This is a genomic window from Fontisubflavum oceani (assembly GCF_030407165.1).
Lineage (GTDB): Bacteria > Pseudomonadota > Alphaproteobacteria > Rhodobacterales > Rhodobacteraceae > Rhodophyticola > Rhodophyticola oceani.
The window spans coordinates 2759333-2783686 of sequence record NZ_CP129111.1 but is presented as its reverse complement, the minus strand read 5'-3'; the positions used below and the strand labels follow the sequence as shown (position 1 = coordinate 2783686).

Genomic DNA, 24354 nt, shown 5'->3' with positions numbered 1-24354 from the left:
GACTGCCGCCGCGTCCATTTTCACCGAAACAGCCGATGTCAGTGGGCTCAACGGGGGATGAACATCGCCCATGAGGCGGTGGACCGGCATGTGCAGCAAGGCCATGGCGATGACACCGCCATCCTGTGGCTGGGCAAAGCGGATGAGCGGCGCGAGATTTCCTATACCGAGTTGGCGGCGATGTCGGCGCGGTTTGCCAATGTGCTGCACGCCCATGGCTGCGTGCCAGGGGATAGCCTCTTTGCCTTGATGGGTCGGGTGCCAGAGCTTTATGCCACGGCAATCGGCACGCTGAAGGCTGGGTTGGTGTTCACGCCGCTTTTCTCGGCCTTCGGGCCGGAGCCGATTCAAACGCGAATGGAGATCGGATCGGCCAAAGTCCTGGTCACGACGGCAAAGATTTACCAACGCAAAATCGCGAAATGGCGAGATAAGCTCCCCTCGCTGAAACTCGTCTTGATCCTGGGCGATGACGCGCCAGACGGGTGTATCGCCCTTCGCCCGGCGCTGGCGGCGGCTGGCCCAGTGTTTGAGACGGTGCGCACCGCACCTGAAGACCCCGCGTTGATCCATTTCACCTCTGGCACCACAGGCAAACCCAAGGGGGCGGTCCATGTCCATGGCGCTGTCGTCTATCATGCCTATTCCGGGCGCGTCGCGCTCGATTTGAAGCCTGGTACGATCTATTGGTGCACCGCCGATCCTGGCTGGGTCACGGGCACGTCTTACGGGATCATTGCGCCCTTGGCGAATCGGGTCACGATGATCGTGGATGAGGCGGAGTTCGATCTTGACCGCTGGTACGGCATCGTCGAGCGGGAACGCGTCGAGGTTTGGTATTCGGCGCCCACGGCGATCCGTATGATGATGCGTGCCGGGGCTGAGGCGGCGAAACTTTATGATTTTTCCAAACTGCGGTTTCTGGCCAGTGTCGGCGAACCGCTGAACCCCGAGGCGGTGGTCTGGAGCGAAGAGGTGTTCGGCCAGCCGTTCCACGACAATTGGTGGCAGACCGAAACCGGCGGCATCATGATCGCCAATTGCCCAGGCGAGACCGTCAAGCCCGGCTCCATGGGGCGCCCCTTGCCGGGGATCACCGCCGGGATTGTCGAGCGTGGCGACACCGGCCTGAAAGAGATGCCGGTTGGGGAGATTGGCGAGTTGGCGCTGCGGCCCGGCTGGCCGTCAATGATGCGCACCTATCTGCACGAACAGGCGCGTTACGATAAGTGTTTCGTCGATGGCTGGTACCTGTCTGGCGATCTCGCACTCCGCGATGCGGAGGGGTATTTCTGGTTCGTGGGCCGGGCCGACGATCTGATCAAAACCTCTGGCCATCTGATCGGGCCATTCGAGGTCGAAAGCGCCTTGATCGAACATGACGCCGTGGCAGAGGCCGGGGTGATCGGCTTGCCGGATGAGACGGCGGGCGAAGTGGTGAAAGCCTATGTCACCTTGAATCCCGGCGTTGAGCCTTCTGCCGAGTTGGAACGTGAGATCCGGGGCCATGCCCGCAAGAAACTCGGCCCCGCCGTCGCCCCGCGCGAAGTGGTGTTCCGCCAAACCCTTCCCAAGACCCGCTCCGGCAAAATCATGCGACGGCTTCTGAAGGCGCGCGAACTGGGCCTGCCCGAGGGCGATATTTCGACATTGGAGAGTGACGAGACATGACAGTGATCGACAAACCGCGCCTCGATCGGGCGCATGTATTGGCGCTTCTGCGCGAAATGATCCGTATCCGCCGGTTCGAAGACAAATGCGCCGAGCTTTATACGCAGCAGAAGATCCGGGGGTTCCTGCATCTCTATGACGGCGAGGAGGCCGTAGCCGCCGGGATCATTCCAGTCCTTGGTCCCGATGATGCCGTCGTGGCGACGTATCGCGAACATGGCCATGCGCTGGTGCGAGGCGTGCCAATGACCACGATCATGGCCGAGATGTATGGCAAGGCCGAGGGCTGCTCAGGAGGGCGCGGCGGCTCCATGCATCTGTTCGATGCCGAGACAAATTTCTTGGGCGGCAACGCGATTGTCGGCGGCGGCTTGCCGCTGGCCACGGGTCGTGCCCTGGCCGACCGGATGAACGGCGCACAGAATGTGACCGCCTGTTTCTTTGGCGAAGGAGCGGTTGCCGAGGGTGAGTTTCATGAGGCGATGAACCTGGCGCAGCTTTGGGGCCTGCCGGTGCTGTTTGTCTGCGAAAACAATGGCTACGCCATGGGGTCGGCCATCGAGCGGACCGAGGCACAGGTTGAGGTGGCAAAGAAGGCCGCGGGTTACGGCATGGCGGCGGAGCAGGTCGACGGCATGGATGTCGTCGCGGTGGAGGCCGCCGCGCGGCGCGCCATCGCGCAGATCCGCGAGACCAGCGCACCGATGCTGCTGGAGTGCCAGACCTATCGGTTCCGGGCCCATTCGATGTTCGACGCGCAGCTTTACCGCGACAAGGATGAGGTCGCCGCCTGGCGACAAAAAGGCCCAATTGTCCGCTTCCAATCCTGGCTGCTCGACAACAATTTGGTCCACAAAGAGGACGTGCAGGCGATCGAAGACGCCGCCGATGCCGAGATTGCTGAGGCCGTCGCCTTTGCCGAAGCTGGAGCATGGGAGCCCGTGGCGGCACTCACCGAGTATGTTCTTGGGCCGCAACCGGCGCCGCCTGCGGTGGTGACACCTTCTGGCACAACCGTGGAGACCACCTATCGCGAGGCCGTTAAGCAAGGCATCCGCGATGCGATGCTGCGTGATGATCGGGTGTTTCTGATGGGTGAGGATGTGGGGGCCTATGGCGGCTGCTACGCGGTCTCGAAGGGCTTGATGGAGGAGTTTGGCGAGGCGCGCATCCGCGATACGCCGCTGTCAGAGTCTGGCTTCACCGGGGCCGGGATCGGGGCCGCCGTCGCAGGTATGCGGCCCATCGTGGAATTGATGACCGTAAACTTCTCGATGCTGGCACTGGATCAGATTCTGAATACGGCGGCGACGCTGCGGCATATGTCGGGCGGGCAATTCGGCGTGCCCTTGGTGATCCGCATGGCGACCGGCGCAGGCAAACAGCTCGCGGCGCAGCATTCGCATAGTTTGGAAGGCTGGTATGCGCATATCCCGGGCCTGAAAGTGTTGACGCCAGCCACGCTGGAGGATGCGCACGGGATGCTTTGGACGGCGCTGGAAGATCCTGACCCGGTGCTGATCTTCGAAAATGTGATGCTTTATAACCGTTCGGGCCAGATCGATGAAGCCGCGGGCGCGGTCGATATCTCCAAGGCCGCCATACGTCGTGAGGGCAGTGATCTGAGCCTGATCACCTATGGCGGGTCGCTGTTCAAGACGCTCGATGCGGCGGAGGCACTGGCAAAAGACGGGATCGAGGCCGAGGTGATCGACCTGCGCAGCCTACGCCCGTTGGATGATGCCACCATCTTGGCTTCGGTGAACAAAACCCGCCGTGCCGTGATCGTCGATGAAGGTTGGCGCAGCGGGTCGCTCGCCGCCGAGATTTCCGCCCGGATCATGGAGCAGGCGCTTTGGTCGCTTGATGCGCCGGTGGGCCGTGTTTGCTCGGCTGAGGTGCCGATCCCCTATCCCAAGCATTTGGAAGAGGCAGCGATCCCGCAGATCGACAGCATTGTCGCCGCGGCCAAATCGCGGTTCGGGCGATAAGATGGGTGTGTTTGCGATGCCCTCACTTGGCGCCGATATGGAAGATGGCACCCTTGTCGAATGGATGATCACCGAAGGCGACACCGTCGCGCGCGGCGATGTCGTGGCCGTTGTCGAAACCCAAAAAGGCGCGATCGAGATCGAGTGTTTCGAGGTCGGGCCAGTCTCGAAACTGCTCGTCCCGGTGGGCCAGGTGGTGCCGGTTGGTGCACCCTTGGCTGTGATCGGCGAGGGAGACGTGCCAGAAGCAGCGTCGGAACCCATGCCTGCCGCCGCGCCGCAGTCCCAACCGGACGCGCCGCCGCCACCAAGCCCAGAGCGGCCTGTGGCCCCCGCTGCGACTCCACCGGCAAGGCCGCCAAGTGTTGATGGCGCGGTCGGTTCCACTATTCCGTCCACCTCGGATCAGCCACGCGCCACACCGGCGGCCCGATTGCGAGCGCAGGAAATCGGCGTCGACTTGAGTGGGATTTCGGGCACCGGACCGGATGGCATGATTGTTCTGGGCGATGTCGCGCGCGGCCAGTGTGCCGTGCCCCCACCGCAAGCCACCGCGCCGACAAAGAAAGACCCGAAAGCCGAAATGCGTAAAGCCATTGCTGCGGCCATGGCACGGTCCAAACAAACCATTCCGCATTTCTACCTATCGCAAACCATTGATGTGCAACCCACATTGGACCACCTGGCAACGCTAAATACCAACTGCCCGCCAGCGGAGCGGTTGTTGCTCGGCGCGCTCTTGGTACGGGCGACGGCCTTGGCCGCGCGGGCCTGCCCAACGATGAACGGCCGCTACGAGGGCAGCGATTTTCAGCCCGCGTCAGACGTCAATGTGGGCCTTGTGATCGCGCTTCGCGGGGGCGGGCTGGTCGCGCCAGCGGTGATGCAGGCCGACACGCTGACCCTTAATGAGACCATGGCGGCGATGCGCGATTTGGTCGCCCGTGCCCGCGCCGGGCGTCTGCGTGGAACTGAGATGACCGCTGGCACACTGACCCTATCGAGCCTTGGCGACAGCGGGGCGGAGGCGATGGGCGGCGTCATCTTCCCGCCGCAGGTGGCGTTGGTCGGCCTCGGCGCGCCGCAGCTTCGGCCCTGGGTGGTCGATGGGGCGCTTCAGCCGCGCCAAGTGATCCACCTGACCCTCTCTGTCGATCACAGGGTCAATGACGGGCGCCAAGCGTCCCGTTTCCTGACCGCATTCGACTCCTATCTGACATCCCCGGAGGCCTTATGACCGAAGACGAAATCCGTGTTGCTTTTCTGAAAGAACTGACCAGCGTCGCTCCCGATCTGGACCCCGAGACGATCGCAGAGGATGATCATTTGCAGGATGATCTGGACCTGGATTCGATGGATATCTTGAATCTCGTCACGGCGCTTCATGTCCGTTTCGGTGTCGATGTGGCGGAACCGGACTATCCCAAAATCGCGACGCTGGCCTCTGCGGTGCCGTTCCTTGCAGTACGGATGGGGTAGTTTTCTTCACCCAACCAGAAAGGCAGAATACCCCGATGATGATCATCGGGGCGCTTCGTTGGTTGTGCGACCGCTCAAGGTCGGGTCAGCATCGAGAGGTCAACCGCGACGCTTTCGCTCAGATCCGCTAAGGAATCATAGAGCAGTTGCAGCGCGTAATGCGGGTTGTGCGAATAAGATGCCCCGCCATCTTGCGCGACGAACTGGTAGTTATACGCGGCGCGTAGCAAGCGCGGCGTCCAGCTCTGATACCGGTTTGGATAGGCGTCTTCGCCTTCGGACACCGCCCCATCCCCATCGGTATCGATGAAGAAATACGGGAAAGACCCTGTGCTATAGACAATCGGAGTACCTGCCACCTCAGCGGCATAAAGCGCGATGGCCTCACCAAGCTGCGCATGCAGCGTGGCGATTGGCGCGGTGATGCCTTCGCTCGTGTCACCGTCGCCGTCATAATCCAGCGGTGACGTGCGGATTGCGGCGAAGCTATCGGCGTTTTCGTGACAGCTTGTGCAACTGGCCAGGTTGACCTCAAGGCTGTGCGGCCTGTGGCACGAGACGCAGGTGTTGAACTCGGGAACATGGGCGTATGGCCCGGCATATCGGCGGCCTGGATATTCGTAACCGCCATGCACCGCGCTGCCTTGTTGGGCGGCGCTCGACAGCGCGTAATGCGAGTTGATGAAGCCCAGATCGGCCGACACGGTGTCGGGTTCGCCAGACCCGATCGCGGCATTCACGGTGCCGGTTGCGGCCCGACCCTGATGGCAGACGGCGCAGACGGCAGAGCCACGCTCTAGCGTCACATGAACGCCCGAGGGAAAGGGCACGCTGTCGAGATTTGCCGCCGCAGAACTGTGGCAGGTCGCGCAGCTCACCACGGTGCCGATCCCGACGGGATGGTCTATGGCCCCCACCGTTTCCATCGGTCCTTGAAGATAATCCAATACGCCGGTTGAGGAGTGGCAGACGGCGCAGCGACCGGGGATTTCGCCGTCTTCGTCCCAATGCGTAAAGGCCTCGGCCGATCGGTCCGCATGGGGCGACGCCAGCCAGGCTTCGGTGATCTCCGTCAGAGTGGGGCCGCGATCTTGAGCCAGAACGGCCGCTGGCAAGAGCAATGCGACGGCCAACGCGAATGTGGCGAGGGGGCGAATGAACATGGGATGTCCTCCAAATGGGCTGGCGGCGGGGCGGGCTAAAGGTCTGCGCCTATCCGGCCACAAATTGCGAACCGGGTAATTGACCAAGATCAATGTGCGCCGGACCAAGCTCCGAGAAGGTGGGCGGAGTTTGCTGCCCATCAGGGCCAAGAACAGGCGTATCGATGATGTCCGACCCTTTGCCGCCTTCCCCTGTACCCGTTGCCCTTCTGGGCCGGGACTACCCGGGTTTGCGGCCGCGTGCGGTTGTGGCAGAGGGCGAGGTTGTAGCCCCGGGGCAGGTGCTCTTTCACGATGTGAAGCGACCGGAGATTGAGTTTGTTTCTCCGATTCGGGGCCGTGTGGCGAGCATAGGTTTTGGGCCACGGCGCACCCTTTCGGCGATTGTTATCGAACCAGCAAAGGGCGGCCCGGCCAGCCCCGCCAACATGTTGCCTGAGGGGGGCGATCTGCGCACATACCTCTTGTCCCGCGGCCTCTGGCCCGCTTTTGTGACGCGCCCCTATGGCGGTCCGCCCGTCCCGGACGCCCGCCCGGACGCCATCATCGTCTCTGCCGTTCCGGCACGTGGCAGCGCGCTTGACCCGCAGGCCATCTTGTCTGACCGGCAGAGCGATTTCGCCGACGGCATGAACGCCTTGACCGAATTAACGGAAGGGCCGGTTCACCTCTGCCTAGCGGCTCAATCGACGATCCCGATCCCGGCAAATCCGCGCATCAAAGCGCATCGTAAACGGTTCGCGCGCGACTGGCATCGGCCGGGTGGGCAGGTCGCACGGCTCCATCCCGTCGGCCCGTTGGGGCAGGTTTGGACAATTGGCTATCAGGACGTCGTCGCGATTGGATCGATACGGCGCACCGGTATTTATGACCCGATCCGAACGATTTCTTTGCAACCCAAGGACGCGCGCGGGCACAGATAATGCAAGCACCGCTCGGGGCGGATTTGCGGACGCTGTTCGCGGCGGATGGTGCCCTTTCTCCTGAGTTGGAACCGAGGTCTGGCCCGCACGGCTATAGCCATCCTGCGGCCTATCTGGGGCGACACCATCTTGATGCGGCGCTTGCCGCTGTGAGCACATCGCGGAGACCAACGGGGCCGCAGCCCTTGATCCCGCTGACCGGGCTCGACCGCGCTCTTCCGGCCCATGTACAAGCCGTGCCCTTGATGCGCGCCCTTAGCATTGGTGATTTGGAGGCCTGCGGACGCCTCGGCTGCCTCGATTTGTTGGAAGAGGATGTAGTGCCGCTGACGGCGCTCTGCACCAGCGGCACCAATTACGAACGCTGCCTGCGCGACGTGTTGGATCAGTTGCAGAAGGATGCGGCATGACCCGGTTTGCGTCGCTCATGCAGGGCCGAGGGGCTGGCGGGCTCGTCGCGATCCAAAGCCTCGCGCTCTTGCCGCCGCTTGGGGTGAGCCTTTGGCACGGCGGCGCCGCGACCCTTGGCATTTTGCTCGCCGCGCTTCTGGTTGTGCTAGTCTGGGATTATGCCTTTGCCGCTTTGCGCCATCGCCGCTTTGAGCCTCATGGCCTCACCACCGCCGCGATCTTCACGCTTTTCGTGCCCGCCGATATGCCGCTTTGGCACCTGGTTGTCGTTCTGTCGCTCGGTTGCGTCATCGGGGAGCGGATCTTTGGTGGGCGCGGCTTTGCCTTTCTGTCGCCGGCGACAGTCGCCCTGGCACTCGCGTTCTTGTCGCTCCCCGATCTGACCTTTGTCTCGCCAAGCCCGGCGCTGGCCCTGGCCTGCCTGCCGGGGGCGGTGTTGCTTTTGGCGACGGGGCTGTTGAGCTTGCGCATTGCTCTGTCTTTTTTGGTCGTGATGATCTTGGTTCTCGGGGTGAGTAGTTTCGAGACGGCCATCATCCTGCTGACCACAAGCAGTGTCGCGCTGGTGTTTCTGATCTGCGATCCGACCTCCGCCGCCGTCACATCCTGGGGCCGTGTGCTGCATGGTGCCTTGGCCGGTGGTCTCGCCTGGGTCTTCGCGGGGGTCGGCGATATGCCGCCCGGGGCCGGTGCCCTGGTCTTTGCGGCGCTGATGGCAAGCCTCATGGCGCCGCTGATCGACCATATCGTGCTGAGTTTCAACGCTTGGAGAAGGCAACGGCGCCATGGCTGATCCAACCCTCTCCCGCTGGCGTTTTCTGTCGCGTGACAATGACGATCCGGTCAAGATTGTGGGGGTTGCGAGCCTCACGGCCGTGATCTGCGCGGTTTTGGTGGCCAGTGCCGCGACCCTGTTGGAACCGCGGCAGCAAGCTCATCTTGAGGCCGAACGCGCCGCCCGAATGGCGGCCATGTTGGACACGCTGCCCGGCATGGGGGAGCTTTTGGCCGAGACCGGGGCGGATGGCCTGACGACCTATCTGGTCGATCTGGCCAGTGGTCAGATTGTGCCCGACATGTCCGCCGCCGATTATGACGCCAACGCTGCCGCCAATGACCCGGAAACGGCGGTGGCGATCCCGGCTTCGCAAGACCTCGCCCGCCTGCGACAGCGCGCGCCACTTGCCCCGGTGCATATTCTCGAGCGTGACGGGGGCGTCGCGCTGATTGTGTTGCCGGTTTCTGGCACCGGATATCAGTCGCGGATCGAGGCGCTATTGGCGCTTGAGGCGGACCTCAACACCGTCGCCGCCCTGACTATTACCGCGCAAGGCGAAACAGCCGGGTTGGGCTCACGCATCGAAGATCCGGACTGGCAAGCGCTTTGGCCCGGGCGGGAACTGGCCGATGCACGTGGTCAGATCGTGATCGACGTGGTGCGCGGGCAGGCCAGCGGCCCGCATCAGGTTGACGGTATCTCGGGCGCGACACGCACCGGACATGGGGTGGCCGATATGCTGCGCTACTGGATGGGGCCGCATGGCTTTGGCCCATTTCTCGACCAATTGCGCGACGGAGGTCTCTGATATGGCAAACGCCCTGACGCGCATTGTCTCCCCGCTGATCGACCAAAATCCGGTCACCCGGCAAATCCTTGGGGTCTGTTCGGCGCTTGCCGTGACCACATCGCTCGATACGGCGTTGATGATGTCGCTGGCGCTGACGACGGTGATCTGCCTCGCCTCGGCGATCATCAGCCTCATACGCCACCATATCCCCCATGTGATCCGGCTGATCGTGCAGATCACCATCATCGCCTCGCTGGTCATCGTGATCGACGAGTTGATGCGCGCTTTCGCCTTTGAGTTGAGCCGCGCCTTGTCGGTCTTCGTGGGCCTGATTGTCACCAACTGCCTCGTTCTGGGGCGGGCGGAAGCCTTCGCGATGCGCAATCCGGTGGGGCCCTCGGTGTTGGACGCCCTTGGCAACGGCTTGGGTTATAGCCTGATCCTGATCGTGGTGGGCAGCATCCGGGAGCTTCTGGGGCAAGGCAGCCTGTTGGGCGTCACGCTGCTGACGCCCTTGGAGGATGGCGGCTGGTTCCAACCTCTCGGCCTGATGCAGTTGGCGCCCGCAGCCTTCTTTATCATCGGCTTGCTGATCTGGGCGATCCGCAGCGCCCGCACCGATCAGGTCGAGCCAGCGCAGTACCAACTCGCCGGGGATAGGGGGCGCGGATGACCGAACTTCTGATCGCCTCGATCTTCTCGGAAAACCTGGCGCTGGCCTATTTCCTCGGGATCTGCACCTTCCTCGCCGTCTCGGAACGGGTGGATACGGCGGTTGGGCTTGGCCTGGCCATCATCGCGGTCCAGACGATCACGGTGCCGGTCAATGCCCTGATCCTGAACGGAGCTTTGGTGGACGGGGCCTGGGCCTGGGCGGGCCTGCCCGATGTCGATCTGTCTTTCTTGCGGCTCGTGGCCTTCATTGGTGTGATCGCGGCGATCGTGCAAGTGCTTGAGATGACACTCGATCGCTATTTCCCGCGCCTTTACATCGCTTTGGGCAGCTTCCTGCCATTGATCACTGTAAACTGTGCCGTCCTTGGGGGCAGCCTCTTCATGGCGGAGCGGCAATACACCGTCCCGGAATCCCTGGTCTATGGCTTTGGCAGCGGTGTTGGATGGGCGCTTGCAATCATCGCCTTCGCGGCCATTCGCGAGCGCTTGCGCTATAGCGATATGCCTGCAGGTGTGCAGGGATTGGCCAGCGCCTTCCTGGTCACCGGCCTGATGTCGCTTGGCTTCGCGGCCTTTGCGAGGGTGCCGCTATGAGCAATCTGATCCTCGGTATCGTCTTTCTCGTTGCCATGACCCTGGCGCTGACCGGCGTGGTGATCCTAGCCCGGCGGGTCATGATGCCCGCGCGCCCCACGACGATCACCGTGAATGACACCAACCGGATTGAAACGGTAACCGGGCAGAAACTTCTGACCGCTCTGAACGATCACGGCGTACTGGTCCCTTCGGCTTGCGCCGGGGCCGGCACATGCGGGCTGTGCCGGGTTCAGATCACCGGCGATGGCCCGCCGCCCTTGCCAGTGGAGCTGGCCCGGCTGACCCCGGCCGAGCGGCGCGATGGCACGCATCTGGCCTGCCAAGTCACGCTACGTGGGGATATGGCGGTCCATGTCAGCGATGATCTGCTGGCCGCCGAGGCCTTCGAGGCCCGCGTCGCCTCCGTCACTGCGCTGACGCCGCTGATCCGGGAGATCGTTCTGGATCTGCCCGAGGGGAAGGCCGAGCATCTTTTTGCGGGTGCTTTCATCCAGATCACCGCGCCACCTTACGATCTGAGCTTTGATCAAATAGAGATGCCTGCGCCGTTTGAGACTGTCTGGGAACCGCTCCGCCCGCTCTCCGTCCGTACCGATGAGCCGGTGACCCGCGCGTATTCCATCGCCAATCGACCCGAAGATAACAGCGCCGGGCGCGTGGTTTTGAACATCCGCCTGGCCCTGCCGCCGCCAAAAGCCGCGGGCGCGCCGCCGGGGATCGTGTCGTCCTGGCTATTTTCGGTAAAGCCCGGCGATCCGGTCTCTGTTGCCGGGCCCTTTGGCACCTTCCGCGTGCAAGAGAGCGACCGCGAGTTGGTGTTCCTTGGCGGCGGGGTTGGCATGGCGCCGTTGCGCGCGATGATCTTCGAAACGCTGGAGGCGCGGCACAGCCCCCGCAAGATGAGCTTCTGGTATGGCGCGCGCAGCGTCGCGGATCTGTTCTATGCCGACGAGCTGGATGCGCTGGCAGAAAAGCACACGAATTTTGACTGGACCGTTGCCCTGTCCGACCCCGAACCAGAGGATGATTGGAGCGGCGCGACCGGATTCATCCACACTGTCGTGTGGGAACGGTATCTGCGCGACCACCCGAACCCGGAGAACTGCGAGTTTTACCTCTGCGGCCCGCCGATGATGATCGCGGCGGTGCTCAAGATGCTGGACGATCTGGGCGTGGAACCCGACCGCATCTTCAACGATGATTTCGGAGTGTGAGCGATGGATGAGACCCGGCGCAACATGATCCTTGGCGGTTTGGCTCTCGGCCTGATGCCTAATGCGGGATGGTCAGGCACCGGCGCAACCGGCGCGCGCATCGCTGGCGGCCCGGCTTTTGGTAGCACGTGGCGGCTGGTCTCTGGCGGTCGAGATCCGGCTTTGATCAGCCCCTGGATCAGCCACCAAATCGCCGCCGTTGATGCAGCCATGTCGCCTTATCGGCAGACCTCACCATTGTCGCGCTTCAATCGCGCGGAAGTCGGGCAGGAGATCGCGGTTCCAGCCCCGATGGCGCATGTCGTGCGCACCGCTTTGGAGATTCACCAGGCGACAGAGGGCGCCTTTGACCCGACAATCGGGCCGCAGGTGCAGCGTTTTGGCTTCGGACCAATCACCGGGCAGGTGGGCAGTGCCGAGGCGATCGTTCTGGGTGCGGAGTCGGTGCGGAAGCAGGTGCCGGGTGTCACACTCGACCTCTGCGGGATTGCGAAAGGCTTTGCCCTGGATCTCTTAGCCGATGGGCTGGTGGCGCAGGGCGCTGAGGACATGCTGCTTGAACTCGGCGGCGAGGTGCGCGCGATCGGGCGGCACCCGTCGGGACGACCCTGGCAGGTGGCCATCGAAGACCCCTTGGTACCTGGCTTTGCCGTGCACACAATCGTGACGCCGGGTGCGCTGGCGCTGGCCACATCCGGACATCGGGCCAACGGTGTTTCGGGAGACATCGCGCTCAGCCATGTGATCGATCCGGGCAGCACCCGCCCGGCGGTAGGCTTCGCGGCTTCGGTCTCTGTCCTAGCCCCGACGGGGATGGAGGCGGACGCCATGGCCACGGCGCTGCTGGCGATGGGCGCAGGCGGCCCCGCGTTCGCGCGGGCCAATGGGGTCTCGGCACTCTTCATCCTCGATGCGGCTACGGCGGGGCAAACTGTCATGACCGGTGATTTTGCCGACCATGTCGTGGCCTGAGAGGATCGGAAAGGAGACAGCGGCATGACGACATTTCTGTTCACCTTGGCGCTCATCGGTTTGATGATCTTGGGCCTTGCGATCGGTGTTTTGCTCGGGCGCGGGCCGATCAAAGGGTCCTGCGGCGGGATATCTTGCGCGGTGCCGGGCGGCTGCGCGGCTTGCCCGAAATCCGGTGGCGGAGGGCAGGGGGGATGAGCACGCTCAGCCTCGTTTCCGATTACATGAATCGCACGTTGGTCACGCTCAGCCCGGAGCAAGAGATCAACAGCGCCGTTCATGTCTTGTTGGATCACAAGATCTCGGGCGCGCCGGTGGTCGACAAAGCGGGGCGGCTGGTCGGTATTCTGACGGAGAAGGACGGTCTGCGCGCGGCGTTGGAAGCCAGCTACTATCGCGAATGGGGCAAACCCGTCTCCGCCTATATGGCCAAAGATGTTGTGACGATGGACCCCAACCTGGACCTTCTCACCGCCTGTCAGCAGTTTCTTAACGGCCCGTATCGGCGCTTTCCCGTGGTGGAAGACGGGCGACTCCTTGGGCTGATCAGCCGCACCGATATTCTGCGTGGATTGGCCGAGAACTGGGGCTGAGGGGCACCTCGTTTCAGCCTCGCCGATCCGCTCCACCTCTGGGAGAGGTGGAGAGCTGGCTTCCTTGAACATCGCTGTTTCAGCCCAGTTTTAGAAGGGAGCTTAATGAAGGACGCTGTTTCCCCTGCGCTATCTGTGTCGTGAGAGGTCATTGGCTTGCACGATGATCGGAGCCGGGGGACTCAAACACTTCAACAACGTGTGTCAACGGTTTGAAGATACAGAGATTATCAACAAGACAAAATGCGAGGCTTTCCATCGCCCCGATGATAGATTGGGCGGGTTAATTTATCTTTTCAATATCTTAAGAGTATTTTGTGTACCGTGCGTGCACCGTGAAGTCGCCTTCTGAGGCGCCATATTGTGCATTTGGCGGTTGCGCGGGTTTAGTCAGATTGAAGCGCATCGGAACCGATGGGTTTGGCCTCACGCAAAACAGAGCGGACGCAAGCGTGCGATCGGTACGAGAGCCTCTAAGGCGATTCCGCAGTGGCCAAACAAACACTGGCCGCTCGGTCTCATGTTGGACGCATTCTCGGACGCCCCGTGGTTCCGCATCCTTTGCGTCATCGGTGATTTCAGCCAGGAATGCCGGGCTGCCGTCGTGGACATGTTGCTCTCAGGCACTCGGGTCGCGCGAGAATTGGATCGGATCGCAGAAATGCGGAGGCATTCCTGCGTTGTGGTCAGCGACAACGTCACACTCGCGGATGTCTACTCCGGGCGCGACAAGGCCCTTCCACAACAAAGGGGAAGGATCAAACGAAAGACACTCGAAGCGCGTCGGGTACAACACAGAAAACGTGCCGCATAGTGTAATCAAACAGAGAGGCCAAAATCTCTCCTAAACTAGGCCGCTCTTCGTGCCAGAAACCCTGACGAAGGACGATCTGAGATCGCTCGGCAGTAGCGCCTCCGGCGTGTTCTGGTAGCAGACCGGTCGAAGCCAACGTCTGATCGCGAGTGTTCCCACCGAGGTCTGTCCGAAGTTGGTCGAGGCCGGATAGGGACCGCCATGGACCATGGCGTCAGCCACTTCGACGCCGGTTGGAAACCCGTTGAACAGGATGCGCCCCGCCTTTCTCTCCAGACTGGGGAGAAGGTGGCGCACCGCATCGTGATCCGCATCGTCCATCTGCAGGGTGGCCGTCAACTGCCCGTCGAGCTGGGCGGCGACAGTTTCCATTTCGGCACTATCTGCCGCCACCACCAGTATCGCGGCGGGTCCGAAAACCTCGTGGCGGAGGGTGTCGTCCGCCATCCAGTCCCGGGCCGAAACACGGAACAGATCCGGGCCCGCAGCTCGCGACGCATCGTCCGAGACAAAGAGCGTTTCCACGCGGGGGGCGCCGACAAGCATGTCCCGCCCTGCGCGGTAGGCCGAGGCGATGCCGTCTGTCAGCATGGTTTGCGCCGCGACACCGGACAAGGCCGCGGCCGTCTCAGCGGCGAAGATGTCCGCGTCGGCACCCTCGATGGCGATGGCAACACCCGGGTTGGTGCAGAATTGCCCGGCCCCCATGGTCAGCGATCCGGCCCAAGCCTTGGCGATCTCAACGCCCCGGGCCGAAAGCGCCGCAGGCATCAGAAAGACCGGATTGATGCTGCCCAACTCGCCGTAGAAGGGGATTGGTTCGGCCCGGTTTGCGCACATGTCGAACAGCGTGCGGCCTGCGCCGAGCGACCCGGTGAAACCGACGGCGCGGATCAGCGGATGGGTGACAAGCGCCGTACCGACGGCGTGATCGCCGCCATGGACAAGTGAAAACACGCCCCCAGGTAAACCGGCGGCGGCGATCGCCTCGGCGATCGCTTCGGCCACGACTTCGGACGTTCCGGGGTGGGCTTCATGACCCTTAACGACGACAGGGCATCCGGCAGCCAGAGCCGAGGCCGTATCGCCGCCTGCGACCGAGAATGCCAGCGGGAAGTTGGAGGCGCCGAAGACGGCGACGGGGCCAATCGGGCGCTGGATCATATGCAGCTCCGGGCGCGGCAGTGGCGTTCTGTCTGGCATGGCCGGATCATGGCGCCGGTCAAGGTAATCGCCCGCGTCGATGTGGTCGGCAAAGAGCCGAAGTTGGCCGACCGTGCGCCCGCGCTCGCCTTCCAGCCGCGCCGCCGGAAGGCCGGTCTCACGGGTTCCAATCTCGGTGATGGCATCGCCGACGGCGTCGATGCGGACTGCAATGTCACGCAGCAACGCCGCCCGTTCGGCCCGGTTGGTGGCGGCAAAGGCGGCACAAGCGTCTTCGGCGGCAACAGCGGCGCGTTCGATGAGGGCGGGTGTGCCCTTGGCGAAGGCTTCGGCCGCACCGGCGATGGGGGTGTTCCTGAATGTGTCTTCGCCGTCGATCCATGTCCCGGCGATGAGGTGCTGTCCTTTGGACATTGGAGGCCTCCGTTGGGTCAGGTGTTCGTGCCGGGACCCGGCATGGTGAAATTGAGCGGCATGCGCCCGCCATCGACGAACAGGCATTCGCCGGTGATGTAGCTGGAACGGGGGCTTGCCATGTAGATGATCGCGTCGGCGACTTCCTCCGGGGCCCCAAGGCGGCCGAGCGGAGTACGTGATAGAACCCGGGCGCGGAGCGCGGGAGAGCGGGATTGCCCTTTGCGTTGCAGGGGCGTGTCGATGCTGCCGGGGGCCACCATGTTCACGCGGATGCCATCGGGGGCCAGCGCGATGGCCATGGCGCGGGTCAGCTGCAAGAGGCCGCCTTTGCTGGCCACATAGGCCGCATTGTCAGGGAGCGCGAGTTGCGCGTTAACCGATCCGATATTAACGATGCTGCCGGGGTCGCCCGCGGCGACCATCGCCCGGGCGACGGCTTGTCCCAACAGAAACGGCGCCCGCAGGTTGATTTCATAGACACGGTCGAAATCCTCGCCTTCCATATCGAGGAAATCGGTCCTGTGGGTAATGGCGGCATTGTTGATGCAAATCTCGACCGGACCGCCAAGCGCATCCTGTGCGGCGGCTGCAAGGCCCTGGATCGCGTCCGGATCGCGCAACTCTGCCGGGTGATAGGTTACCCCGCCGGTGTCGTCCCAGACGTCCGTTGTCGGCGCGAGGTCGGTGGCAAAGACCAATGCACCCTCGGCAATAAGAGTGTTGACCGTGGCGCGGCCAACACCGCCCAAAGCGCCGGTCACCAAGGCGCGTTTTCCCGTCAGCCGAAGATCCATGGCTCAGGCCCTCCTTTCCGGTCGGGTCCAGAACGGAGCCGGCGTCGCCGTGAAGGTCTGCATATCGGCCATCATCGGAAGGAAGGCCTTCATGCAGTCTTGCCAGTCGGGGTCGGCCAGAAGGGCTTGCCGCCGGGCAAGGCGCTCGGCGTGATCGGCGTGGCCCCAGATATGCAGGATACGGTTCTGTCTGCCGGTCTGACTAATCAGATAGGTGATGTTGTCCGTCCAGTGCCGGGCCTGGACAAGCGCGGACCGGGTTCTGAGGATGTCGAGGAACGCGGACATGTCACCATGATGAAGTGTGTAGCAGCGAACGTCCACGAGGCCCGGCGCGGTCGCGGACCGGGTATAGGGCAGGTCAGGGATTTGCCGCATCACCTCGGTCTCTTGAGCGGAGAACAGGCCCTTGAAATCCTGTCTGACAGAGATCCATTCAGGGTCTTGAGCCATGGCGGCGCGTCGGGTTTCCATGTCTTTGGTGTCGTCATATCCCCATAGGTGAAGGACATGGTTTTGTGGGCCGACATCGGCAATGAACCAGCCCAGAGCCGTGCCCAGATGGCGTTCCTGTGCCGCGTAGCCCGCCGCGCCATAGCGGCTGAGATAGGGGGAGAGATGTCCCGGTTTCAGGGTGTAACGGCGCACATCAACAATCATTCGTGGTCCTCAGGGCTCCATGCGCCAGCGAAGACGCCATTCTTGCGCCAGCTTTCGGTCTTTGCCTCGATCGCTGCGTCTGAGATCGTCGCGCGACGTTTGCGAGCGCGCAACCACGCGAACAGGCGCGCTTCAAGTCCGGCACAGATGTCTGAATAGGCCGGGTCGCGGCCGAGATCGACGAACTCATCAGGATCAGTTTCCAGGTCGAAGAGTTGTGGCGGAAAACCTTCGAAATAGACATAGTTCCAGCGCGCATTGCGTAGATTATAAGCGCGTGCGGCGTGCGGTGGGACATTCAACTCGCGGCGCTGCTGCCGGAAGGAATAGTCCAGCTCGCTGAAAACCGTGTCCCTCCAGGGGATATCTTGCCCGTGCAGCAAGGGCAGCAACGACTGGCCCTCTAGGATGTGATCGGGCACCTCACCGCCGAGCCAGTCAACGAAGCTCGGCAACAGATCAATAGCTTCGACGGGGCGCGCGGAGACGGTGCCGCGCGTGCCGTCCGCCGCTGCGTCGGGATCGACCACAATGAGCGGGATACGCGTCGATTGGCGATGGAACATCTCCTTGTCGCCCAACCAATGATCGCCAAGGTAATCGCCGTGATCGCTGGTAAAGACGATCAAGGTCTGATCAAGCTCGCCGCGGTCTTCGAGGAAGGCCACAAGACGCCCGATCTCGTCATCGATCTGTTTGATCATGCCCATGTAAATGGGGATCACCGTGTCGCGCGCCTCGTCCCTGCAGAAAGTCCGGCATTCCTCGCGCGCGTGATAGGCGGCGAGCACAGGGTGGGGATCCTCCAGCTCTCGCGGGTCACGTAGGGCAGGGGGCACATCCGCGGCCCCGTACATCGCGTGATAGGGCGCCGGTGCCACATATGGCCAGTGTGGTTTGATATAGCTCAGATGCAGGCACCATTGGTCGGTCTGTGCGGCGATGCACTCCATCGCGCGATTGGTCATGTAAGCCGTCTCGGAGTGTTCCGCCGGGACACGCGCGGCCGCGCCGACATTCTGCAGATACCAGCCGGATTTCGGCTCCGCGTCGCCGGTGGCATTCGCTCGGTAGTGCCACGGGTTCGGACCTCCGAGGCCGTGCTCCTCAAGGTATTGATTATAAGCGTAATCCGGCTTGACGGCGGCATCGGCATGGATCCCGTCATCGCGTTCGAACACGCGAAAGCCGCCTTCTGCCACCAGGCGGCCCTCCTTAGTGTTTGGGTCGATGCCCAGGCGCGCCAGACCGTCGAGGTTTGGGGTGACATGGCTTTTGCCGACCAGCAAGACATCGGTCCCAAGCGGGCGCAGATGATCGCCCATGGTCATCTCTGAGGTCGGCAGCGGCACATAGTTCCAGGTGGCGCCATGGGTGGAGATATAACGGCCTGTATAGAAACACATCCGCGACGGGCCACAGACGGGCGATTGCACATAGGCCTGCGAGAAGCGAACACCGCGCGCCGCCAGGGCGTCAATATTCGGCGTTTCCAGTGATTGATGGCCGGCACAACCGAGATAGTCGTAGCGAAGCTGGTCCGCCATGATGAAGAGGATGTTCTTCATGGCGGTCAAAACAGGTGATGGCCGGTGGCGTTCACCGGGATCGTATAGAGCGATGTCGACGAGGTTGTCACCAGCGTCCGGCGATCCGCCCCCATCCATGTGAAGTTCGCGGTCTTTTCGGGGATCAGGATCACGCCGAGCGACACGCCATCGGGCGAGAAGACCTGCACGCCGCCGGGCCCGGTGCACCAGACTCGGCCTTCGGTGTCGCATTTCATGCCATCGGCCACGCCCTCGCCCGCGCCAGTGAGTTCCGCGAACACCGCGCCTCCCGAAATCTCTCCGTCAGCCGTCAGATCGTAGCGGCGGATGTGTTTGCGAAGGGTGTCATTGACGTAGAGCGCCGTCTCTTCCGCATTGGTGCAAAGCCCGTTCGGCAGCTCGTAATCGCGGGCGACAGGTTCAGCCGTTTCTGCCTCGGGCCGGATCCGCCAGACGCCCTGAAAATCGAGGTCCTGATCGCGTTCGACGCCGAAGAACGGCTTTCGGCCTGCAAGCGGGTCGGAGAACCAGATGGTGCCGTCGCGAGTGACGATGATGTCATTGGGGGCGTTCAACTCCTTGTCCCCGAAATGGCTGGCGAGGACCGACAGAGACCCGTCCGCCTCAAGCCGGACAATGCGGTTGGTTGCATGCTCACAGGTCAGAAGCCGGCCCGCCGCGTCATAGGTGTTGCCGTTGGCTTTGTGGCTGGGTTGGCGAAAGACCGATGGCACCGCATCTCCGGGTCGCCAGCGGTACATCGCATCGCCCGCGATGTCGCTGAAGGTCAGATGGCCTTCGGTTGGATGCCAGGCCGGGCCTTCGACGAACTCGTACCCTGTCGCGAGTTGCGACACCGTCGCGTCCGGAACGATGACCGCTTCGAAATCGGGATGTCGGATATCGTATTGCATGGTTTGGTTCCTTCCAATCGACGTCTTAAAACCCGAACGCGCGCGGGATGAACAGCACGACCTCAGGGACATAGGCCATCACCAAAAGCGCGGCTACGAGCGGTAGCAGGAACGGCGCAACCGCAATGCAGACCCGGGTAAACGGCAACCCGGTGATATCCCGCATTATGAAGAGCGACATGCCCATCGGCGGGGTGAACTGCCCGATCATGATGGTGAAGACCATAACCACACCCAGGTGTAGCGGGTCCATGCCGTAATTGGCGACGGCAATCGGGACGATCATCGGCGCCAGGATCAACAGCAGGATCGCATCGGCGACAATCGCGCCCAAGAAGATGATGACCACCATCAGAAGAAGCAGGAAAGCCCATTGTTGATCGAAAGTGCCGCCTATCCAGCCAGCCAATTCCTGTGGCATGCGTCCTACGGAAAGAACCCATCCGAACAACAATGACATGGCGATCACAAACAGAAGGCGCGTTGTGCCGATCACGACCTCGCGGCTGACATCGAAGAATGTGGCCAGCCCCAAGTCGCGATAGACGATGACAGCGAGAAACAGGGCGTACAGGACGGCGACCACCGCCGCCTCGGTCGGGCTGAATATCCCCAGGACCATACCGCCTACAATTAGGACCGGCGTCAAAAGCGGTGGCAGCGCATAGAGAAACGCCATACCCAGGCGCCCAAGGCTCCATTGACTGTCCGTGGTGTAGTAGCCGTGTTTGCGGCCCACGAGGTAGACATAGATCATCAGGCAGCCGGTGATCACGAAGGCGGGCATGATGCCGCCAAGAAACAGGCCGGTGATCGAGACCTCCGCCACCAGCCCGAAAAGCACCATCGGCACACTCGGCGGCAGGATCGGGCCGATCGCGGCGGAAGACAGCGTTACCCCCATCGCGAAATCTTCTTTGTAGTTCTCATCGCGCATGGCCTTGTATTCCATGCGCCCTAGCCCCGCGACGTCGGCGAGCACCGATCCCGACATGCCAGCGAAGACCAGACTCGCGAAGATGTTCACATGGCCCAGCCCACCGGGAATCCGTCCGACCATGAGCTTGGCAAATGCGAAGATCCGATCCGTGATCTTGCCAGCATTCATTAAGGCACCTGACAGCATGAAAAGCGGTATCGCCAGCATGGTGAAGTTCTGGAAGCGATCCGCCCAGCTCCACGACCGCGAAGGACAACGGGAAATCGTTCCACCACAGATAGAGGATCGACAAGCCGCCCAAGGCAAAGGCGAGGGCATAGCCGCCGAGCACAAGCACGAGGCTGGCAACAACCAACCCGATTAGAAACAAGCTAAGATCCATTGCTGCGTGCCCCGAAGACGACGGAAAGGTTCCCGACCAGCTGCCAAAGATGGACCACTAACATGGCCGCCGCGCTCAGGGGGACGATTGCGTAGATCATATTGAGCTTCCAGCGCAGGGCGGCCGTTCGTTCGAAGCTCAGCTGTTCGTACATGGACCAACCGCCGATGATGAGTGCGGCCATGAAGACGATGGTCAGGATGTTGAAGATCGCCTCCATCACACTCCTACCCCTATAGCCGAGGAAGTTTTCCAGGATCTCGACCCGGATGTGGAGGCCTTGCCTTGACAGACCAACGGCTGCAATGAACGTCATCCAGACCAGAAGGATCTGCGTCAGTTCCTCCGGCCATTGCAGCGGCGCGTCGAAGACATAGCGCATGATGACCTGAAGGCTGGTCAGGGCCACAAAGAACCACAGGAATATCTGTGCGATCGTGAATTCAGGTTCACGGCGCAGGATCGTCCATCGGCTGACATCGGGGTCGGTGGGAAACACGGGCGCTTGATCCGTCGATTGAGGGGGCGGGGGCGGCGCGCGCCCGCCGGACGCGCGCCTTGTGCTGTCAGATGGAGATCAACCCTGCGGTGCCAGCGCCTCGACCTCTTCGAGAAGGCCTTCGGGCCATTCCGCCCCGTCCAGCATCTCAATCTGCGCTGTTACCGACGCGCGGAAGGCGTCGATATCAAGGCCCTGTTCGACGCCGATCACGGACATGCCTTCGGCTTCGAGGCTTGCAAGAAGCGCGCCTTCCTGCGCAATGACCGTCTCGGTCATGAATGTGGTCGCTTCGACAGCTGCGCGGCGCACGGCCTCCTGATCTTCCGGCGATAGCTCGCGCCAGCTGTCCACATTGATTGTGATCGGGATTGGGATCAACTGATGACGCGTCAGGATCAGGTAGTCCTGCACATCAAAGAAGTTCTGGTTGAAGATTGTCGGCAGCGGGTTCTCCTGCCCGTCCACGATGCCTTGCGTCAGCCCCTGGAACAGCTCCGACAGCGGAAGAGGTGTCGGGTTTGCGCCCAAGCCCGTGATCGTCGCCAGCGACAGCGGGTTGCCGACGGCGCGGATTTTCAACCCGTCAAGATCGGCGGGTGTGCGCACCTCTGTCTCCGTCGTGGTCAAGGTGCGAGCACCGAAGTAGTAGTTGCCCAGAACGACGAGGCCACCGTCTTCGGCAAGCTCGGCGCTCCAGGCCTGGCCGTAGTCAGGGTGATCAAGGACGGCAAGCTGGTGCGAGAAGTCGTCGAACACATAGCCCGCGGTCAAAATCGAGTAACTCTGCACGATGTCCGACAGAAGCGGGTAGGGCGTAAGCGCGATGTCAATTGCGCCGCTTCTGGAGGCACCAAAAAGATCGCGAAGGCCGCCGAGCTGAGAGGACGGAAACACCTGCACCTCGACACGTCCGTCGGTGTAGTCGGCGACCAACTCGGCGAACATATCCGCGCCCCGTCCGGTCGGCCCCGAGGGGGCATGTATGTGACCCATGCGCAGCGTCACATCCTGTGCCGATGCGAAGGTAGCAGGCCCTGCCGCCGTCAGTGCAATCCCGCAGACCGCTGCAAGGCCGGTCTGTCGGATGGAAGTCAAAGCGATGCACATGTCTGGTTCCTCCCCTGATGCGCATTTCTGAAGTCATTTGCGACCGAACGGGCAAGCCCGGCGATACGCATGGTCACCCGTGTGTTTTGGGCCGGATGCCGGTCAGCGCTTCGTAACGGCGCTTTGTTTCGTCGTCGGGCGGATAGATCCCGAAGATGGATTTCCCCGCCTTAACCTCCTCTAGGACGAAGGCTTCGAATTCTCCTGCGCTTCCGCGTCGGTTGCGACCTCATCGGCCAGATACCGAGGCAGAACCACGACGCCCTCGTGATCGCCGACGATGATATCGCCGGGATAGACTGGGACATCGCCACAGGCGATCGGCACGTCGATATCGACTGCATGGTGACGGATCAGATTGGTGGGGGCCGAGCCGCCTTGCGCGTAGACCGGCCAGTCCATCTCGGCGATCTCCGGCAGGTCGCGCAGCGCGCCATCGGTGACGATACCGACCGCACCCCGCATCTGCATCCGGGTCAGCAGGATATGTCCGGCGGACGCGGCGCTCGCATCACAACGGGCATCCATGACCAGAACATGCCCGCCTGGAATGTCCTCGACGACTTTCCGCTGCGGGTGGCTGCGATCCTCGAACACGCCGAGATGATCGATATCCTCGCGCGCCGGAATGTAGCGCAGCGTGGTTGCCGGACCGACCATGGCTCCGCCTTTTGCGGTCTGGCGGGCTATGCCCTGAATATAGAGATTGCTGAGACCACGCTTGAAGAGCTGCGTTGTCAGTGTCGCGGTCGAGCAGCGTTTCAGCCGCTCGATCGTTTCTGGCGAGACGGTCTCGTCGGTTTGCATCGTCACGGCGGCGTCCTTGATCAGGTGGCTTGATAGCGAAGTTGTCAGACAAAATGACTATTTGCAAAAATTTGTCAACTCCGATTTCACAAGTTGCCGCTCGCGCCTCCGTCCCCGTCGAAAACACGGCGCCGCGCGCCGTCGATATGAAGACGCATGGCGGCTTCTGCGCCATCCGCATCGCCGGCTTCGATTTCTTCGAAAACGCGCTCATGTTCGCGTTGAACCAGCGCCAGGCGCGCCTGTGGATCGAGCAGCGATAGGTTGCGGTTGACCGAGATCGCGGAGGAAATCGCCTCTTCAAGGGAGCTGAGCGTAACCTCGAAAAACCTGTTCCCTGAGGCCGCTGCGACTGCCTTGTGGAAGGCGAAATCATGATCGGTGCCTATCGCGCCACTGTTGACGGCTGCATCTAGCGTCTCTAGCGCAGAGCGCAAAAGGGCAAGATCTTCCTTGCTTCGGCGAACGGCCGCAAGCGCCGCAGCCCTTGGTTCCAAGGCTGCCCGAAATTCAAAGCAGCGCTGCATATCGGCGATGCTGCCAAGCGGGGCGAACTGGAGAAGTGCGGTGTTCGGTGGCTTCTGCACATAGCTTCCTGACCCTTGCCGCGCGTGGATCAGGCCATCGTCGCGCAGTTGCGCGAGCGCTTCGCGCACAACAGGACGAGAGACCGAAAACTGCTCCGCAAGTGCCGTTTCGGTCGGCAGGCGGTCCCCCTCCTTGTAGTGTCCTTCCATGATGTCCGAGAGGACTGCGTCATAGACTTTGCTGCTCAGCCGCCCCTGTCCCAAACGGTCACGTCGGACATTTGCCGGTCCGGCGGCGATGACAGAAGGTTTTTTGCTCATTGCTTGCCCGGTCTCTTTGGAAAATCTGCGCACCTGGGCCGGTTGAGCCCATTGTCGCGACCAGTTTAGCGTCGAAGTTGTAATATTTGTCAAATGCGAAGTGACCGGAGATCGCCTGCGGCGCACGCCCCGCTTCGCGAACGCCACCGCGCCGAAGCCAGGGGCGGTCAGAGCCACCGGTTCCGCCATCAGACCGAT

26 protein-coding genes and 1 pseudogene are annotated in these 24354 nt (G+C 62.3%); 16 read left to right on the top strand and 11 right to left on the bottom strand.

From position 1 onward, the window contains the following. Positions 1 to 57: 57 nt before the first annotated feature. From acsA to QTA57_RS14160, 4 genes are read left to right on the top strand one after another with little or no spacing between them, the layout of a single operon-like run. A complete protein-coding gene (gene acsA / locus QTA57_RS14175; protein ID WP_290152083.1) occupies positions 58 to 1671 on the top strand; it encodes an acetate--CoA ligase in 1614 nt (537 codons plus the stop codon). After that, on the top strand, positions 1668 to 3662 hold the full coding sequence (gene pdhA / locus QTA57_RS14170; protein WP_290152082.1) for a pyruvate dehydrogenase (acetyl-transferring) E1 component subunit alpha: 1995 nt from the start codon (positions 1668 to 1670) through the stop codon (positions 3660 to 3662). The genes acsA and pdhA overlap by 4 nt, the downstream gene beginning before the upstream one ends. Positions 3663 to 3678: 16 nt before the next feature. Beyond that, positions 3679 to 4899 (top strand): dihydrolipoamide acetyltransferase family protein, encoded by a 1221-nt coding sequence (locus tag QTA57_RS14165; RefSeq protein ID WP_290152081.1) that lies wholly within the window; start codon positions 3679 to 3681, stop codon positions 4897 to 4899. Continuing rightward, complete coding sequence (locus QTA57_RS14160; RefSeq protein ID WP_290152080.1) at positions 4896 to 5141, top strand: phosphopantetheine-binding protein; 246 nt, start codon at positions 4896 to 4898, stop codon at positions 5139 to 5141. The genes QTA57_RS14165 and QTA57_RS14160 overlap by 4 nt, the downstream gene beginning before the upstream one ends. A gap of 74 nt (positions 5142 to 5215) precedes the next feature. On the opposite strand, the gene QTA57_RS14155 is transcribed toward QTA57_RS14160, so the two are convergent. Then, entirely contained in the window at positions 5216 to 6304 is a 1089-nt protein-coding gene (locus QTA57_RS14155; RefSeq protein WP_290152078.1) for a polyheme membrane-associated cytochrome C, read from the bottom strand. Between the two features lie 167 nt (positions 6305 to 6471). Between QTA57_RS14155 and QTA57_RS14150 the strand changes: the two genes are divergently transcribed. The 11 genes and pseudogenes from QTA57_RS14150 to QTA57_RS14100 form a co-directional block, all read left to right on the top strand. Then, positions 6472 to 7227 carry a hypothetical protein gene (locus QTA57_RS14150; protein WP_290152077.1) on the top strand — a complete coding sequence of 252 codons (756 nt, stop codon included), beginning with the start codon at positions 6472 to 6474 and terminating at the stop codon, positions 7225 to 7227. Continuing rightward, positions 7227 to 7637 (top strand): hypothetical protein, encoded by a 411-nt coding sequence (locus QTA57_RS14145; protein WP_290152076.1) that lies wholly within the window; start codon positions 7227 to 7229, stop codon positions 7635 to 7637. Before QTA57_RS14150 ends, QTA57_RS14145 begins: the two co-directional genes overlap by 1 nt. Continuing rightward, on the top strand, positions 7634 to 8431 hold the full coding sequence (locus tag QTA57_RS14140; protein WP_290152075.1) for an RnfABCDGE type electron transport complex subunit D: 798 nt from the start codon (positions 7634 to 7636) through the stop codon (positions 8429 to 8431). The genes QTA57_RS14145 and QTA57_RS14140 overlap by 4 nt, the downstream gene beginning before the upstream one ends. Further along, positions 8424 to 9224, top strand: coding sequence for an NADH:ubiquinone reductase (Na(+)-transporting) subunit C (gene nqrC, locus QTA57_RS14135; protein ID WP_290152074.1), 801 nt, complete (start codon positions 8424 to 8426; stop codon positions 9222 to 9224). The genes QTA57_RS14140 and nqrC overlap by 8 nt, the downstream gene beginning before the upstream one ends. A gap of 1 nt (position 9225) precedes the next feature. After that, complete coding sequence (locus tag QTA57_RS14130) at positions 9226 to 9879, top strand: NADH:ubiquinone reductase (Na(+)-transporting) subunit D (RefSeq protein WP_290152073.1); 654 nt, start codon at positions 9226 to 9228, stop codon at positions 9877 to 9879. Further along, entirely contained in the window at positions 9876 to 10475 is a 600-nt protein-coding gene (nqrE, locus tag QTA57_RS14125) for an NADH:ubiquinone reductase (Na(+)-transporting) subunit E (RefSeq protein ID WP_290152072.1), read from the top strand. Before QTA57_RS14130 ends, nqrE begins: the two co-directional genes overlap by 4 nt. Beyond that, positions 10472 to 11692 (top strand): NADH:ubiquinone reductase (Na(+)-transporting) subunit F, encoded by a 1221-nt coding sequence (gene nqrF / locus QTA57_RS14120; RefSeq protein ID WP_290152071.1) that lies wholly within the window; start codon positions 10472 to 10474, stop codon positions 11690 to 11692. Before nqrE ends, nqrF begins: the two co-directional genes overlap by 4 nt. A gap of 3 nt (positions 11693 to 11695) precedes the next feature. Further along, the gene (locus QTA57_RS14115; protein ID WP_290152070.1) at positions 11696 to 12664 is read left to right on the top strand and encodes an FAD:protein FMN transferase; all 969 of its coding nucleotides are present in this window, start codon (positions 11696 to 11698) and stop codon (positions 12662 to 12664) included. Positions 12665 to 12688: 24 nt separating this feature from the next. Then, entirely contained in the window at positions 12689 to 12862 is a 174-nt protein-coding gene (locus QTA57_RS14110; RefSeq protein ID WP_171560838.1) for a hypothetical protein, read from the top strand. After that, on the top strand, positions 12859 to 13257 hold the full coding sequence (locus QTA57_RS14105) for a CBS domain-containing protein (RefSeq protein ID WP_290152069.1): 399 nt from the start codon (positions 12859 to 12861) through the stop codon (positions 13255 to 13257). The genes QTA57_RS14110 and QTA57_RS14105 overlap by 4 nt, the downstream gene beginning before the upstream one ends. A gap of 433 nt (positions 13258 to 13690) precedes the next feature. Beyond that, positions 13691 to 13960: pseudogene (locus tag QTA57_RS14100) on the top strand (IS3 family transposase); the annotation flags it as partial. 141 nt (positions 13961 to 14101) lie between these two features. Here the strand turns inward: QTA57_RS14100 and QTA57_RS14095 are convergent. From QTA57_RS14095 to QTA57_RS14070, 6 genes are read right to left on the bottom strand one after another with little or no spacing between them, the layout of a single operon-like run. Beyond that, positions 14102 to 15649, bottom strand: coding sequence for an aldehyde dehydrogenase (NADP(+)) (locus QTA57_RS14095; RefSeq protein WP_290152068.1), 1548 nt, complete (start codon positions 15647 to 15649; stop codon positions 14102 to 14104). Between the two features lie 17 nt (positions 15650 to 15666). Beyond that, the gene (locus QTA57_RS14090; RefSeq protein WP_290152067.1) at positions 15667 to 16446 is read right to left on the bottom strand and encodes an SDR family NAD(P)-dependent oxidoreductase; all 780 of its coding nucleotides are present in this window, start codon (positions 16444 to 16446) and stop codon (positions 15667 to 15669) included. 3 nt (positions 16447 to 16449) lie between these two features. After that, entirely contained in the window at positions 16450 to 17106 is a 657-nt protein-coding gene (locus tag QTA57_RS14085) for an NIPSNAP family protein (protein ID WP_290152065.1), read from the bottom strand. After that, the gene (locus QTA57_RS14080) at positions 17103 to 18653 is read right to left on the bottom strand and encodes a sulfatase-like hydrolase/transferase (protein WP_290152064.1); all 1551 of its coding nucleotides are present in this window, start codon (positions 18651 to 18653) and stop codon (positions 17103 to 17105) included. Before QTA57_RS14080 ends, QTA57_RS14085 begins: the two co-directional genes overlap by 4 nt. 26 nt (positions 18654 to 18679) lie before the next feature. After that, positions 18680 to 19570, bottom strand: a complete 891-nt coding sequence (locus QTA57_RS14075) for an SMP-30/gluconolactonase/LRE family protein (protein WP_290152063.1) — start codon at positions 19568 to 19570, stop codon at positions 18680 to 18682. 25 nt (positions 19571 to 19595) lie between these two features. Next, a complete protein-coding gene (locus QTA57_RS14070; protein ID WP_290152062.1) occupies positions 19596 to 20678 on the bottom strand; it encodes a TRAP transporter large permease in 1083 nt (360 codons plus the stop codon). Positions 20679 to 20694: 16 nt separating this feature from the next. Between QTA57_RS14070 and QTA57_RS14065 the strand changes: the two genes are divergently transcribed. Beyond that, a complete protein-coding gene (locus QTA57_RS14065; protein ID WP_290152061.1) occupies positions 20695 to 20874 on the top strand; it encodes a hypothetical protein in 180 nt (59 codons plus the stop codon). Between the two features lie 7 nt (positions 20875 to 20881). On the opposite strand, the gene QTA57_RS14060 is transcribed toward QTA57_RS14065, so the two are convergent. The 4 genes from QTA57_RS14060 to QTA57_RS14045 all read right to left on the bottom strand — a co-directional run bounded on the left by QTA57_RS14060 (position 20882) and on the right by QTA57_RS14045 (position 24156). Beyond that, a complete protein-coding gene (locus tag QTA57_RS14060; protein ID WP_290152060.1) occupies positions 20882 to 21391 on the bottom strand; it encodes a TRAP transporter small permease in 510 nt (169 codons plus the stop codon). A 78-nt stretch (positions 21392 to 21469) separates the two neighbouring features. Next, complete coding sequence (locus QTA57_RS14055) at positions 21470 to 22501, bottom strand: TRAP transporter substrate-binding protein (protein WP_290152059.1); 1032 nt, start codon at positions 22499 to 22501, stop codon at positions 21470 to 21472. A 180-nt stretch (positions 22502 to 22681) separates the two neighbouring features. After that, positions 22682 to 23308 carry a ribonuclease activity regulator RraA gene (locus QTA57_RS14050; protein ID WP_330696805.1) on the bottom strand — a complete coding sequence of 209 codons (627 nt, stop codon included), beginning with the start codon at positions 23306 to 23308 and terminating at the stop codon, positions 22682 to 22684. A gap of 86 nt (positions 23309 to 23394) precedes the next feature. Further along, entirely contained in the window at positions 23395 to 24156 is a 762-nt protein-coding gene (locus tag QTA57_RS14045) for a FadR/GntR family transcriptional regulator (RefSeq protein ID WP_290152058.1), read from the bottom strand. Positions 24157 to 24354 lie beyond the last annotated feature (198 nt).

What these genes read in the sequence shown, in the direction of transcription:
- QTA57_RS14110 (WP_171560838.1), top strand. Translation starts at nt 12,689, where the DNA reads ATGACGACATTTCTGTTCACCTTGGCGCTCATCGGTTTGATGATCTTG.
- QTA57_RS14165 (WP_290152081.1), top strand. Translation starts at nt 3,679, where the DNA reads ATGCCCTCACTTGGCGCCGATATGGAAGATGGCACCCTTGTCGAATGG.
- QTA57_RS14145 (WP_290152076.1), top strand. Translation starts at nt 7,227, where the DNA reads ATGCAAGCACCGCTCGGGGCGGATTTGCGGACGCTGTTCGCGGCGGAT.
- QTA57_RS14045 (WP_290152058.1), bottom strand. Translation starts at nt 24,156, where the DNA reads ATGAGCAAAAAACCTTCTGTCATCGCCGCCGGACCGGCAAATGTCCGA.
- QTA57_RS14080 (WP_290152064.1), bottom strand. Translation starts at nt 18,653, where the DNA reads ATGGCGGACCAGCTTCGCTACGACTATCTCGGTTGTGCCGGCCATCAA.
- QTA57_RS14150 (WP_290152077.1), top strand. Translation starts at nt 6,472, where the DNA reads ATGTCCGACCCTTTGCCGCCTTCCCCTGTACCCGTTGCCCTTCTGGGC.
- QTA57_RS14155 (WP_290152078.1), bottom strand. Translation starts at nt 6,304, where the DNA reads ATGTTCATTCGCCCCCTCGCCACATTCGCGTTGGCCGTCGCATTGCTC.
- acsA (WP_290152083.1), top strand. Translation starts at nt 58, where the DNA reads ATGAACATCGCCCATGAGGCGGTGGACCGGCATGTGCAGCAAGGCCAT.
- QTA57_RS14095 (WP_290152068.1), bottom strand. Translation starts at nt 15,649, where the DNA reads ATGTCCAAAGGACAGCACCTCATCGCCGGGACATGGATCGACGGCGAA.
- nqrC (WP_290152074.1), top strand. Translation starts at nt 8,424, where the DNA reads ATGGCTGATCCAACCCTCTCCCGCTGGCGTTTTCTGTCGCGTGACAAT.
- QTA57_RS14055 (WP_290152059.1), bottom strand. Translation starts at nt 22,501, where the DNA reads ATGTGCATCGCTTTGACTTCCATCCGACAGACCGGCCTTGCAGCGGTC.
- QTA57_RS14070 (WP_290152062.1), bottom strand. Translation starts at nt 20,678, where the DNA reads ATGAATGCTGGCAAGATCACGGATCGGATCTTCGCATTTGCCAAGCTC.
- QTA57_RS14050 (WP_330696805.1), bottom strand. Translation starts at nt 23,308, where the DNA reads ATGCAAACCGACGAGACCGTCTCGCCAGAAACGATCGAGCGGCTGAAA.
- QTA57_RS14090 (WP_290152067.1), bottom strand. Translation starts at nt 16,446, where the DNA reads ATGGATCTTCGGCTGACGGGAAAACGCGCCTTGGTGACCGGCGCTTTG.
- QTA57_RS14160 (WP_290152080.1), top strand. Translation starts at nt 4,896, where the DNA reads ATGACCGAAGACGAAATCCGTGTTGCTTTTCTGAAAGAACTGACCAGC.
- QTA57_RS14075 (WP_290152063.1), bottom strand. Translation starts at nt 19,570, where the DNA reads ATGCAATACGATATCCGACATCCCGATTTCGAAGCGGTCATCGTTCCG.
- QTA57_RS14115 (WP_290152070.1), top strand. Translation starts at nt 11,696, where the DNA reads ATGGATGAGACCCGGCGCAACATGATCCTTGGCGGTTTGGCTCTCGGC.
- nqrE (WP_290152072.1), top strand. Translation starts at nt 9,876, where the DNA reads ATGACCGAACTTCTGATCGCCTCGATCTTCTCGGAAAACCTGGCGCTG.
- QTA57_RS14105 (WP_290152069.1), top strand. Translation starts at nt 12,859, where the DNA reads ATGAGCACGCTCAGCCTCGTTTCCGATTACATGAATCGCACGTTGGTC.
- nqrF (WP_290152071.1), top strand. Translation starts at nt 10,472, where the DNA reads ATGAGCAATCTGATCCTCGGTATCGTCTTTCTCGTTGCCATGACCCTG.
- QTA57_RS14065 (WP_290152061.1), top strand. Translation starts at nt 20,695, where the DNA reads ATGAAAAGCGGTATCGCCAGCATGGTGAAGTTCTGGAAGCGATCCGCC.
- QTA57_RS14085 (WP_290152065.1), bottom strand. Translation starts at nt 17,106, where the DNA reads ATGATTGTTGATGTGCGCCGTTACACCCTGAAACCGGGACATCTCTCC.
- QTA57_RS14140 (WP_290152075.1), top strand. Translation starts at nt 7,634, where the DNA reads ATGACCCGGTTTGCGTCGCTCATGCAGGGCCGAGGGGCTGGCGGGCTC.
- QTA57_RS14130 (WP_290152073.1), top strand. Translation starts at nt 9,226, where the DNA reads ATGGCAAACGCCCTGACGCGCATTGTCTCCCCGCTGATCGACCAAAAT.
- pdhA (WP_290152082.1), top strand. Translation starts at nt 1,668, where the DNA reads ATGACAGTGATCGACAAACCGCGCCTCGATCGGGCGCATGTATTGGCG.